Here is a 13,420-nt window from a genome sequence, read left to right as displayed (position 1 = left end):
AAAAGTGACGAAAATTTTTCACATTACTTACAAGTTGAATGCACCCGGGATTTTACCACGAAATAATAGTCTATCACAGTTTCACTGTCGACAGTTACTCGTACCGCTCAAAATATTTAGAGACGAAATCCTTGCTTTTTTCTTCCTATTCCGCTTTTCAACTGCACTGGTTTTCAGTTGCATCTATTTATAAACAAAGAAGTTATTTTTGAATCTCTTCTCTGCAGAATATCAAGAAATATTTATACACTTTGAATGCAACCATTTCCTTTATAACTGTGAAAAAACATCACTTTCTTCAAAAAAACCCACTGGATAATAGTTCATCCAGTAGGTTTTTTCATTCTGCAAATATGAAAAGTTACTTTGGTCGTTCTTCGCCCCAACATTCCGTACCTTTTAAACCAGGTATCGATTTAGCCTGGAATTTTGGATTAAGTCCTTTTCTGCGTTGCGCTGTGAAATCATTTAGTACTTTGAATGCAACACGTCCTAGTATTGCGATGACGATTAAGTTCAAGATTGCCATTAACCCCATAAAGACGTCTGCAAGATCCCAGACAGTTTGTACCTTCGCCATTGAACCAAACATCACCATACCAAGTACAGCAATCCTATAAACAGTCATCCACACTTTGTGTGCATTGATGAATTCAATATTTGTTTCACCATAGTAATAATTCCCGATAATAGAACTAAACGCGAAGAACAAAATAGCGAATGCAATAAAATAAGGTGCCCAAGATCCAACGTGTTCAGCCATAGAAGCTTGAGTCAGTAGAATACCATCTTTCTCACTAGTGTCGTAAAGACCGGCAAGCAGGATGATAAAGGCAGTTGCTGAACAAATAACGATTGTATCGAAGAACACACCCAGGCTTTGAACGAGTCCCTGCTTAGCAGGGTGTGTAACGTTTGCGGTTGCTGCTGCGTTCGGTACGCTGCCCATTCCGGCTTCGTTAGAGAAGAGACCTCTTCGAACACCTTGCATGATCGCTACTCCAATTCCTCCGCCTATCATTTCCTTAATACCAAATGCATGTTCAATAATCAGCATAAACATAGCAGGAATTTCAGTAATGTTCATAATTACTATATAAAGTGCGACTAAAAGATAAATAATTGCCATGATGGGTACTATGAATTGAGTGACTTTAACAATCCGTTTTACACCGCCAAAAATAACAATAGCCGTCAAGACAACTAGTACAACCCCGATTACCCACTCAGGAATATTGAAAACGTCTGAGTACGACTGACTAATCGTATTCGATTGCACTGCATTGAAGATGAAACCGAAACAAAGCGTTATTAAAATAGCAAAAACAATTCCGAGACTCCTCATCCCTAATGCTTTCTGCATATAATATGCGGGTCCGCCTCTGTATGTATCTCCGTCACGTACTTTATACACTTGTGCCAATGTACTTTCGATGAAAGCAGTTGCCATCCCGACGATTGCAATCAGCCACATCCAGAATACGGCTCCAGGACCACCGATGCCTATGGCAAGTGCCACGCCCGTTACATTCCCGGTTCCAACACGTGATGCTGCACTAATTGTAAACGCTTGGAATGCTGAAACACCATCTTCACTTTCTTTTCTTTCTGTGATTAGTCTAAACATTTCACCAAAGAGACGGAATTGAACGAATTTTGTACCGATCGTAAAGTAGATTCCGAGTAATAACAATAAACCGATTAATATATAAGACCACAAATAATCGTTGAGCGACCCCGTCACCCAGCCTAAAAAGTCTGTCACCATCAAATTCCACCTCCGCTTTTTTGTTATTTCTATACTATCATTTCTACGTCTTATTCAACTCGTTTCTTCTGTACCCTCTTTTTTCTGCATCTAGACACAAAAAATAGTGCCGATGGTTTACTAAACCACTGACACTATATATCTAGTTATGGAGCATTACAAAGTCATCAGTTTTCATAGTACGAATTGGTCAATTTTTAAAACTAAATCTGCAATTTCAGGCTTGCTCACTTGTTCATCTGCTCCCACACTAATCCCTTTATGTTTCAAATCATCCGTGATGAGCGATGAAAAAATGATGATAGGTAATTTGGAGAGTCCTTTATGATCCCGAATTCGTTTTGTTAGATGATGTCCATCCATCTGAGGCATTTCTATATCGGTGATCACCAATTGGATTTCATCAGCAATGTCACCTTTTTCTGATGCACGCTCCAGATAGGAGAGTGCCTCTTTCCCATTTTCAAAAAACTCTAGTCGATCATATCCCGCTTCTGACAATGTCTCTTGCAGGAGCTTCCGTAAAAGCGGTGAGTCTTCGGCAATTAGCAGCCGCTTATCAGACCGTTCGCGGGGCCCCAATTTCTGAACTTCTTCGACACGTATCCCCGTTTCAGGGCTGATTTCCATAACAATCTTTTCAAAGTCCAGCATCAGAAGCATCTCATCACCTAATTTTATAACGCCAATAATTGCGGAAGTCCCAGAGGAGTATGCTCCAGTAGGCTTCTCAATCGAATCCCATGAAATACGATGAATCATAGTCACGTTATGTACATGAAACACAACCTGCTGCTTATTGAAAGATGACACGATATATTTATCATTTTTCGGATCCGAAGATGTTCCCGCGCCTAAAACACATTCCATATTGATGACAGGTAAAATTTCACCACGAAGTTGAATGATACCTTCTACCGAAGGGTCAGAGTGAGGAATGGGGGTAATAGTCATAGGAACAATAATTTCTTTCACCTTAATGACGTTAATACCATATTTGTTCCCAGCCACTTCAAATTCAACAATTTCTAGTTCGTTCGTTCCGCTTTCTAGTAATATTCCATTTTCGTAAGACATTTCATTCAGTCCTTTTCACGTATCCATATTTTTTGACTTTTCATATGTCTGTTGTTCCATACATAGCGTCTCTATTAGTCTATTTCGGCATAAAGTATCCAATGCTTGAGGGACATTGCACTTTTTTCGTGAAATATAATCATCTATTCTCCATTTCGCCTATAATCCTGTAACCATAAAATCATCTGGCCGCTCATAAAACCATGCAAAGCCTTTATATCTTCTATTCCCCTCTAAAAAACCGATCAGCGCAGGCTGATCGGTTTTCCTTTATATACATTCTGTCCTTCTCAGTCATCCCAAGTAACAGACATGATTTTCCCTGAGATTGCATGAATTTGATAGGTTGCTTCATCCGGTCCGTCATCTACGTCTATCTCAATCTCAACGAGATAGTAGCCACCCTCTGATGTTTTGACAAAGTCAACGTCATCTACTTCCCCATTCAATTGCCCCAAAGCGATCTGGACTGCTCGTTGTTCGCTAATGATCACTGTATTTTGCTGTGCAGGTTTGTTTTCATGCTGATGGTTCTGGTTGTTCTGATTATTATGCTGGTTCTGATTGTTTTGTTGCGGCGGCTTAGGACTTGGCTTCGGGTCAGGTTTCGGTTGTACCGGATTCGGTTTTGGAGTTTCAGGTTGTGGTTTGGGCTCTTCCTTTACCGGCGGCTTTGGATCTTCTTTGTCCTTTACACCTGAAGACTCGTCTTTTTCTTTTTTGTCTTTATCAGCAGTTTCAGCCTCTTTTTTTTGCTTTGAAGCCAGCTCCGTTGACGGTTCCTTTAACACCATGGACAAAACTTTACCCGTTTCACCATCTACACGAACTGTGTAAATAGACCCTTCACGGGTAAGTGTAGCTCCATATATATCATCATTCAATAATAGGTCGCTTACTTTACCACTATACATTGTTTCTAGTTGACTCTTAATCGATTCAGACGGGATTGTATCCGCGTGTGAGACGATGCTTTTCATATAGAATATACCTGCGATGACTAAGAGTAACACTAGACTGAATGGCAGTATGAACTTGCTGCTCTTTTTCATGTCGGTTCACCTCTTCTATAGCGTAGCAGGTGTATATTAAAATTCACTGAGAATCTGGCTTTTTCTGAAGCCAAATGGTAACTACTGTCCCTTTTCCTTCTTCACTTTCGATATCTAATTTTGTCCCTAATCCAATTGAAATTTCGTTGGCAATCGCAAGTCCTAATCCAGTTCCACCTGTTTTTCGATTACGGTCCTCGCCTACCCGATAAAAACGGTCAAACAAAAACGGTATGTCTTTTTCCGGAATTCCTTTACCGTAATCACGAATACGAACAGCAACATATTGATTCAATAACTCAACTTCCACATCAATGTTCTGTTCACTATACTTTCGCGCATTATCGAGCAAAATAATAAGCAATTGTTTCAAGTGAGTGCCATCTGTCGATAATTTCAATTGGTCTGGCCCCTTTACGTGAACCGCTCTCCCATAAGCGCTTGTAATCATTCTGGCAGCGTCATCGACAAGTATACGGAGATCCGTTTCTTCAAATACATAGGAGGCCGGTTCATTATTTCGGGCAAGATCCAACATTTGCTCTATCATTTCTTTCATGCGTTTCGTCTCATTGCGAATTGCAGTCAATGCCTCTTCTGTAAGCTCAGGCTTGTCCATACCGCGCCGTTCGAGTAATCGGGCATAACTATCGATAACCGTAATTGGTGTTTTTAATTCATGGGAAGCATCCGATACGAACTTCTCCTGTTTACGATAGTTTTGTTCCAGCTGAATCATCAGTTCATTAAAAGTCTGACCCATTTGGGCTAACTCATCTTTTCCCTGTTCAGGAACAGCGATTTGCTGGAAAGTTCCTGATTTCCGGCTGGCTGTCATTGCATGGATCAGCTTTTCAATTGGCTGCGTAACAATCCGCCCCAGTGTCATACTTGAGATTACGATTGGAATCATTGCAAATAGCGTTATCCCAATCATGACCACACGAAGCAGCTTCAAATTCGCCTTTAGATCGGTCAGTACCTGAGTCACTTCTAACTGCACCACTTCTTCGGTCGGCCAAATTGTCGGAATGGCAATTGACAGGGCTTCATATCCGTTAAATGGAACAAGTGTATACTGCTCATCTTTTTTAGGTATCGGAAACTTTTTATCAAACCCTTCCATCGATTGGACGGATAAAATATCTTTTCCTTCCTCTCCCACTACACGAAGTGCTCCGTTCGGCGGTACGTAAGCACGCAAAATAATTTCAGCTTCTTCTTCATCCGTCATTTTATTGAGCGCCACCGTCAATTCTTTTGCACTCCCAAGCAGCTGACTGTATTCTGTCTTATGTTGGGTCCGGTCAAATGTAAAGTAAATCCCTAAGTTACTCAAAATAAGCAAAATAAGCATCATTAACGTGGATAGAAAGTGAATTTTTGTCTTAAGCTTCATTACGTGAATCCTTTAACGCATACCCTACCCCTCGTACAGTGTGAATGAACGAAGGTCCACATTCCGGATCAATCTTCTTCCGGACATACCGGACATAGACGTCCACTACATTCGTATCTCCGTAATAATCGTATCCCCAAACTGCATCCAGCAGCTGCTCTCGCGTCAATACCTGATTGGGATGCTTCAACAAATGAAACAATAGGTCATATTCGCGGGGCGTTAATTCCACGAGGACGCCATTACAACGTACTTCCCGTGTAAGATCTTGAATGGAAAGTCCATTGAATTCATGTAAATGAACGTCTTCTGCAACTTCAGCTTTACCTTTTGATGAAAATCTTAATGCCGCACGTATCCTGGCCAATAACTCTTCAATTTCAAAAGGTTTCGTTACGTAATCATTTGCGCCTAAATCGAGTCCCGCGACTTTGTCTTCCATATCGCTCTTGGCTGTCAATAAGATAACCGGCGTCATTGTTTCATCTGCGCGAATCCGGCGCAATACATCCAATCCATTTAATCCAGGCAGCATCAAATCCAATAAGACAAGATCCCATTCCTGTTCGCGATACATAATAAGTCCATCTGTTCATGTATGAGACGTAGAAACCTCATATCCTTCAAACTCAAGCTCCAGTTGCAACACACGCGCAATACTTTCTTCGTCTTCTATAACCAATAGTTTTTCAGCCATGATCCGCTCACCTTTTTCTCCGCTTAGTTAGTAAAATTACTTTATTCCATTTTAAGTACTGATCCACTTACAGATAACTTTTCTTTAATTCTATCAGTTTATCATCTAGTGAGAGAAATTAAATGCAAACAAAAAAGAAGCAGCCCGCTTTGTGTGCGGGAATGCTTCTTATAGAAATACGATAATCGCCAAAATAACTGCTAATACAATACGATAAATTGCAAATGGGACGAGTTTGATCTTCGAGATTAGTTTCAAGAAGAATCGAATCGACAGCAGCGAGAACACGAATGCACTAAGGAATCCAACAATATAGAACGAAATATGATCCATCGATAGGTATTCCCAGTTTTTCAACACAGAAACGAGACTGGCTCCCATCATAATCGGAACAGCCATGATGAACGTAAAGTCCGCCGCAGTTCTGTGGTTCATCCCGAACAATACACCACCTGATATTGTAGCGCCTGAACGTGAAAACCCTGGCCATAACGAGAGACATTGAACGAGACCGACTGTAAATGCTTGTCGATATGTAATTTGGTCAAGATTTTGAACGCGTGGTGTTTTAGGACCAAACCGATCCGCCGCAATCATTAAAATTGCACCAGCAACGAGCGCCACAATAACTGTTTCTACACCAAACAAATAATCATCGATTAAATCTTTAAATGCAAACCCGAGTATTACGGCTGGCAGCATTCCAACGATAACGTGCAGCAAGTTGAAGCTCTTGCTCGCTTTTTGACCTTCCACTTTGTAAAGACCGACCAAGCTGAATAATCGTTTCCAGAAGACAACTACGACCGCTAAGATTGAACCCAGCTGAATGACTATTTTAAAAGTGATTGAAGGATATTTCCCAAGAAACTCCTCACTTTTCAACCACATGTCATCCACAATAATTAAGTGACCTGTCGAAGAAACAGGTGCAAATTCAGTCATTCCCTCTACAAACCCTAAAATAAGTGCTTTTAGAAATTCAAATAAATCCATAGATTGTTATACCCGCTTTCTGCGAAAAGTGACATACTTACTCCATACAACCACTCCGCCAATTCCTATTAAAATATACACAACGTTTGAATAGATGTCCATATATCGGAGGACCGATTCAAAATGCGTCCCTAGCTTTACACCCAAGTAAATGAGTATACTATTCCAAACTAAACTGCCCAAAGCAGTTAGGACAATGAAAAGAGGGAAATTCATTCCCGACATTCCTGCAGGTATTGAAATCAGACTCCGGACTAGCGGAATCACTCTGCAAATGAGTACTGTCCACGGACCGTGTTTGTGAAACCACGCATCCGCACGTCGAATGTCCTTCCGTTTCAGCCTCAGCCAACGGCCATACCGATCCGTAAGACTTTCCAGCCGGGGAACGTCGAGAAACATACCGATTCCATACAAAAACATAGCGCCAATCACAGATCCAGCTGTAGCCGCTGTGATCATCCACCCCATCGAAAGACCATGGCTTACAACTAAAAATCCGCTAAACGTTAGAATCAGCTCAGATGGAATTGGTGGAAAAATGTTTTCAATTAAAATGAGCGCAAACACCCCAAAATAACCGTATTTTGCCAACGTATCCATGATCCAACCATCCATCCACGCCCTCCCGTCCTAAGTTTTTAATCAATCAAAACCAGCCACCATCCTTATGTTCTGCTGAAGTGATCATAAACTCTGCCTTCCGCTCTTAAATCTAGAATTGTGATCATAAATTCCGCTTTCCGCTCATAAATCTAGAATTGTGATCATAAACTCCGCCTTCCGCTCATAAATCTAGAATTGTGATCATAAATTCCGCCTTCCGCTCATAACTCTAGAATTGTGATCATAAATTCCACCTTCCGCTCATAACTCTAGAATTGTGATCATAAATTCCACTTTCCGCTCATAAATCTAGAATTGTGATCATAAATTCCACTTTCCGCTCATAACTCTAGAATTGTGATCATAAATTCCACTTTCCGCTCATAACTCTAAATCTTTGATCATAACCCGCGCTTTCCGCTCATAAATCACAATATCACCAATCAAGTCCCTACTCTTTTAACTCGTCATAAAGACGTCATCTCCCGCTACAAGTTTCGTCCCATCTATATGAGTTTACGAAACAAGCTCTCTTTCTATGACTGCAGCACAACAAAACCCGTCCAGCACTCTATGCCGGACGGGTATTCCATATTCTAGTTACTTCACTTCACTTAACTGTTTACGCAGTTCTGCTTTCAAGAACTTGCCTACAGACGTTTTCGGAATCTCTTCCATAAACACAATATCGTCAGGAACCCACCACTTAGCAAACTGCCCATCCATGTACTCTAGCAGCTCTTTCTTCATAGCGTCGTCCGCAGTATGGCCATCTGCCAAAACCACACAACCAAGCGGGCGCTCTTGCCACTTCTCATGTGGCACGGCGATTACGGCTGCTTCAAATACAGCGTCATGCGTCATCAATGCATTCTCCAAGTCTACAGACGAAATCCACTCGCCCCCGCTCTTGATCAAATCTTTCGTACGATCCGTTAGCTTCAAATAACCAAACTCCGTCATGACCGCGATATCACCCGTATACAGCCAACCATCTCGGAAGGCTTCCTCTGTCCGTTCGTCTTTGTAATATTCATCCGCAATCCATGGTCCGCGCACCGCAAGCTCTCCCATCGTTTTTCCGTCCCATGGAACTTCACCGTTTTCATTCACAATCTTTACATCGAGACCTGGCATCACAAGCCCTTGCAATGCTCTAAGATTTATTTTTTCCTCCATCGTGACGTCATCCATACCCGATGTTAATACAGACAAACTTACGAGTGGCGACGTTTCAGTCATTCCATATCCGACAATGAACGGAACTTTGTAACGTTCTTCAAATGCGCGAATAAGACCTTTAGGAGAAGCGGATCCTCCGCATACAATAGCGCGTAAAGAAGACAAGTCGCGTGGTTTAGCGTCTTGAGCTTTCAAAACAGCCATCCAAATTGTCGGCACTCCCGCAGTCAGCGTCACGTTTTCTTGTTCGATCATATCCAACAATAGATCCGGAATGATCCCGGGTCCAGGCAATACTTGTGTGGAACCGAAGAATACCGCAGCAAAAGGAAGCCCCCATGCATTAACGTGAAACATCGGGACGACTGGCATAATGACATCCCGCTCATTCAACCCCATTGCATCCGCAAGTCCAAGTGCATAACTATGGAGCACGATTCCGCGATGCGTGTAGACAACCCCTTTCGGATTGCCCGTAGTCGCTGATGTATAGCACATGCCGGCGGGAGTGTTTTCATCCAAATCCTCTGGAAACTCGAACGCATCAGATGCCCCGTCAAGAAGGGTCTCGTATGCATGGACATTCGACAGGCTCGTCTCGGGCACTTCTTTACTGTCGCCCATAATGATGTAGTGCTTTACGGTTTTCAAAAGTGGCGCTAACTTCTCTAAATGCGGAAACAAATTATCGTCTACGAGTAAAATTTCGTCTTCCGCATGATTAATGACATATGCAATATGCTCAGGAGACAAGCGGATATTTACCATGTGCAATATCGCACCTGTACAAGGCACCCCGAAATACGCCTCTAAATGACGGTGGTGATTCCATCCGAACGTAGCCACTTTCGTCCCGTGTTCCATACCTAGCTTTGTAAGGGCGTCGGCGAGCTTTCGTGTACGTTTTGCAAACTCCCGATAAGGAATGCGGTGTATTTTGTCAGCAGCAGTACGTGAAATAATGAGTTTTTCAGGAAAGAATTGTTCGGCACGCCGGATGAACGACGATAAGTTAAGTGGTGTTTGCATCATTGTAGCCATCTCCCTTTATCCTTTAAATTGGCCATTCCTTATTACCTTAAGGTCATTAAAGTCCGAGATTTTTAGCGATGATCACTTTCATTATTTCGTTCGTTCCCGCGTAAATCGATGTCACAGGAATATCCCGATAGCGTCTTGCAATCTTATAATCTTCCATATAACCGTAACCGCCATACAGTTTCATACACTCCGTTGCAATCTCCCGGGCACTTTCCGTAATCCAGTACTTCGCCATCGAAACTTTCGTGACAACATCCGCACCGCTCATATGCTCTTCGATTAAAGACTCCAAAAACGTCTTCCCCAACTCCGTTTTGGTTGCAATCTCCGCCAGTTTGAATTGCGTATTTTGAAACGATGATATCGGCTTGCCAAACGCGTGACGTTCTTTTACATAAGCCAGCGTCAACTCCAGCATATCTTCCGCTGCGGTTTGTGCAGCAAGCGCGACGATAAGCCGTTCCTGCTGCAACTTTTGCATTAAGTAATGAAAGCCTTTATTTTCCTCGCCAATTAAATTGGCAACAGGCACTTTACAATCCTCAAAATAGAGTTCTGCAGTATCTTGTGAATGCATCCCCACTTTGTCCAGCTTACGGCCTTTTGTGAACCCTTCTATCCCTTCTTCTATTAATAGAAGACTAATACCGCGATGCTTCGGCTCGGCCTGTGTATCTGTTTTGACAACAGTTAAGAACAGGTTGCCGTTAATGCCATTTGTTATGAATGTCTTCTGTCCATTCACTACGTAGTATTCGCCTTCTTTTCGAGCAGTTGTTTGAACGTTCGCCAAATCCGAACCTGTGCCAGGCTCCGTCATCGCCACCCCTGTAATGACGTCTGCTGTCAGACAGCCTGGCAGGAATCGTTGTTTTTGTTTATCTGTTCCGTACGATTCAATATATGGAACGACGATATCATTATGCAGCCCAATTCCTGTCAAACCAGCACCGACTCGTTCCATCTCTTCTCCAATTATGACGCCGTAGCTGAAATCCAATCCCAGTCCGCCGTATTGCTCGTCAACTTGAGGGCAAAGGAATCCCATTTCACCAAGCTTCCGCCAAAAAGATTTTGGAATCAGCCGATTCTTTTCCCACTCGTCATAATGAGGTACAGCTTCTTTCTCAAGAAACTTTCGAAGCGTTTTCCTAAACAAAATATGTTCTTCTGTTTCGAATCGATAGCGTTTCAATGAAATTGACCTCCCCTTTACTGGGTTTAAAGCATTTCAATAATTGTCGCGTTCGCCATACCCATTCCTTCGCAAATGGCCAGCAGTCCATAACGTCCTCCTGAATGCTTTAATTCGTGCATCAACGATACGAGCAGCTTCGTTCCTGTAGCACCGAGTGGATGACCTAATGCAATCGCGCCTCCATTTACATTTAACTTTGCAAGGTCAGCACCCGTTTCTGCTAACCATGCAAGTGGCACTGGAGCAAATGCTTCATTCACCTCATAGCGATCCATATCTTCAATTGTCAATCCAGCCTTTTTAAGTACTTGATGTGTCGCCTCAATCGGTCCTGTCAGCATAAGCGTCGGGTCTGAACCTACAACCGAACGGGCAACAATTCGCGCAATCGGTTTGACACCCAGTGTTTCTGCTTTGTCACGGCTCATCAGTAACACAGCAGAAGCCCCATCACTCATTTGACTCGCATTTCCGGCAGTGATGACACCCGTTTCATCAAATACAGTCTTCAAGCCTGACAGCGCTTCAAGGGTTGACTCAGGACGCGGGCCTTCATCTATGGAAAATAACTCTGTGTTGCCATCTGCATCCATGATGGTCACAGGTACAATCTCTTCGTCGAACCGTCCCCCATCAATCCCCTGCATCGCTTTTTGATGACTCTCATATGCATACTGATCGAGGGTTTCTCTTGATAACTTCCATTTAGAAGCGATTCTTTCAGCGGAAAGACCCTGATTAATGATTTCATATTGTGCAGTTAACTTTGCGCTGGGCTTTGCCGCGTGCATATTAGAAAACATTGGTTCACGCGTCATGCTTTCTACGCCTCCAGCAATTACTACGTCCATATCCCCGCTTAGTATCGCCTGGGACGCAAAGTGAACAGCCTGCTGGCTTGAACCGCATTGCCTGTCGATCGTCGCACCGGGTACACTCACTGGAAATCCGCCAATTAGCGCAGCAGTCCGCGCGATATTGCCGCCTTGTTCGCCTGATTGAGTCACACATCCAAGAATGACATCATCCACCTCTTCTTTCGCCACTCCCGCACGCGTCATTAACTCATCGAGAACCAGCGCTGCAAGTTCGTCAGGCCTCGTTCCCGCTAAACTTCCTTTTCTTCTGCCAACCGGTGTACGCACGCCTGCAACAATTACAGTCTCTTTCATATGTACTCAACCTCCACATTAAAATAGTTATAGTTTTCTAATAACTATAGCAATTAGTGAAAACGTTTACAATACTTGTTTCTCACCGGTTCTCCCCCTCAGCCTTAAGTATGAGAGAAATCTCCGTACCCCGCCCGTTTGGCAAATTTTATTTCTACCTTATGATTAGGATACAAACGAAGGGAGGCACCACAAAACATGAAAAAATTCGCATTAGTTGTATTAGGAATTATCGCGGGGATTGTGGCAGTCGCAAATATCGGATCGATCGTAGCCTTAGCTCTTTCTGCAGCAGCGGCATTCGCAGGATGGCACTACTTTAGAAAAAGTGATTCTACAATTGGCCGTATCCTGTGGGGCATTGTATTGTTGTTCGGGATTCTCACAGGTATTTCCAACATCCCAGCATTCATTGGAATTCTCGCTGCCGCAGGAGCGTATTACGCTTGGCATTCTTGGAAGGTAAGCAAACGGAAAAACAGCAATGTCATTGACGCGGATCCATTTGCAAAGTTTGAAAAGCAATGGAACGAATTCACAAAATAAGGAGGACTATTTATGAATGAACTATGGTACAAATTCAAATTTGCAATACAAGAAGATCTCGAACAGGTGACATCGAAACGGAAGACACAAAATGCAGCAGACGTACTAAATGAAACAATCAAAGAAGCGGAGCAACAAACGAAAGCGGTTGGGAAACTATTGGAACGTCAGCGGATTTTGCGAGACGAAGTCACAAAAGAACTTCTAGAAGCTGAACAGCTTACCGAAAAGCGAACAGAGCAGCTATTTCTAGCAGAAGCAACAGGAGACGAAGCACTTATCAGCTATGCGAAAGACGAAGCGGAAGCCTATAGCCGCCGACGAGACGAATTACATTCACTCGAGTCAGACACGACAGAGTCGATGATTGCGTTGGAACGCCGTTTTGAAAGCATGAAACACAAAGTGAAAGACATGCACGTGCGCCGATTGAAGTTAATGGGTGAAGAGAATGCAAAACGGGCAAACAGCCGTATGGATCGTATTTTCTCTGCAGATCTTGAACCCTCTTCTGAAGAAGATACGTATTCTACTTTCACTAAAGGCGACGACATCGCATCGATGCGACGCCGTCTCGATAATCTTACAGCAGAAGAAGCAACGATTGAGAAAATCGTGTAAACTGGAAAGACAGCAGCGAGCTGTCCGGACGGTCGAGTCCAACTTGACCGCTCGGCAGTTCTTTT

At 43.0% G+C, this 13,420-nt stretch carries 11 protein-coding genes and 1 pseudogene; 2 read left to right on the top strand and 10 right to left on the bottom strand.

Annotated elements, in window-relative coordinates:
• Positions 1–361 precede the first annotated feature (361 nt).
• The 10 genes and pseudogenes from QT716_RS00480 to QT716_RS00435 form a co-directional block, all read right to left on the bottom strand.
• Positions 362–1,768 carry an alanine/glycine:cation symporter family protein gene (locus tag QT716_RS00480; protein WP_317933705.1) on the bottom strand — a complete coding sequence of 469 codons (1,407 nt, stop codon included), beginning with the start codon at positions 1,766–1,768 and terminating at the stop codon, positions 362–364.
• Between the two features lie 174 nt (positions 1,769–1,942).
• Positions 1,943–2,845, bottom strand: coding sequence for a chemotaxis protein (locus QT716_RS00475; RefSeq protein WP_317933704.1), 903 nt, complete (start codon positions 2,843–2,845; stop codon positions 1,943–1,945).
• Positions 2,846–3,135: 290 nt separating this feature from the next.
• Positions 3,136–3,897: a PepSY domain-containing protein gene (locus tag QT716_RS00470; RefSeq protein ID WP_317933703.1), complete on the bottom strand. Its 762-nt coding sequence runs from the start codon at positions 3,895–3,897 to the stop codon at positions 3,136–3,138.
• 43 nt (positions 3,898–3,940) lie between these two features.
• Positions 3,941–5,296 carry a sensor histidine kinase gene (locus QT716_RS00465; protein ID WP_317933702.1) on the bottom strand — a complete coding sequence of 452 codons (1,356 nt, stop codon included), beginning with the start codon at positions 5,294–5,296 and terminating at the stop codon, positions 3,941–3,943.
• A pseudogene (locus tag QT716_RS00460) lies at positions 5,286–5,993 on the bottom strand (response regulator transcription factor). The gene QT716_RS00465 and the pseudogene QT716_RS00460 overlap by 11 nt, the downstream one beginning before the upstream one ends.
• A gap of 168 nt (positions 5,994–6,161) precedes the next feature.
• Positions 6,162–6,989, bottom strand: coding sequence for an undecaprenyl-diphosphate phosphatase (locus QT716_RS00455; protein ID WP_317933701.1), 828 nt, complete (start codon positions 6,987–6,989; stop codon positions 6,162–6,164).
• Between the two features lie 6 nt (positions 6,990–6,995).
• The gene (locus QT716_RS00450; RefSeq protein ID WP_317933700.1) at positions 6,996–7,607 is read right to left on the bottom strand and encodes a DedA family protein; all 612 of its coding nucleotides are present in this window, start codon (positions 7,605–7,607) and stop codon (positions 6,996–6,998) included.
• A 588-nt stretch (positions 7,608–8,195) separates the two neighbouring features.
• On the bottom strand, positions 8,196–9,809 hold the full coding sequence (locus tag QT716_RS00445; RefSeq protein WP_317933699.1) for a long-chain fatty acid--CoA ligase: 1,614 nt from the start codon (positions 9,807–9,809) through the stop codon (positions 8,196–8,198).
• Positions 9,810–9,864: 55 nt separating this feature from the next.
• Positions 9,865–11,013, bottom strand: coding sequence for an acyl-CoA dehydrogenase family protein (locus QT716_RS00440; RefSeq protein ID WP_317933698.1), 1,149 nt, complete (start codon positions 11,011–11,013; stop codon positions 9,865–9,867).
• Positions 11,014–11,039: 26 nt separating this feature from the next.
• Complete coding sequence (locus QT716_RS00435) at positions 11,040–12,188, bottom strand: thiolase family protein (RefSeq protein WP_317933697.1); 1,149 nt, start codon at positions 12,186–12,188, stop codon at positions 11,040–11,042.
• A gap of 198 nt (positions 12,189–12,386) precedes the next feature.
• On the opposite strand from QT716_RS00435, the gene QT716_RS00430 reads away from it, so the two are divergent.
• Positions 12,387–12,734, top strand: coding sequence for a lmo0954 family membrane protein (locus QT716_RS00430; RefSeq protein ID WP_317933696.1), 348 nt, complete (start codon positions 12,387–12,389; stop codon positions 12,732–12,734).
• A 12-nt stretch (positions 12,735–12,746) separates the two neighbouring features.
• Positions 12,747–13,355, top strand: a complete 609-nt coding sequence (locus QT716_RS00425) for a PspA/IM30 family protein (RefSeq protein ID WP_317933695.1) — start codon at positions 12,747–12,749, stop codon at positions 13,353–13,355.
• Positions 13,356–13,420 lie beyond the last annotated feature (65 nt).

It is taken from the genome of Sporosarcina aquimarina, from assembly GCF_033253705.1.
GTDB classification, from domain to species: domain Bacteria; phylum Bacillota; class Bacilli; order Bacillales_A; family Planococcaceae; genus Sporosarcina; species Sporosarcina aquimarina.
The sequence above is the reverse complement of the archived record's forward strand: the minus strand, read 5'-3'. Positions and strand labels throughout refer to the sequence as shown.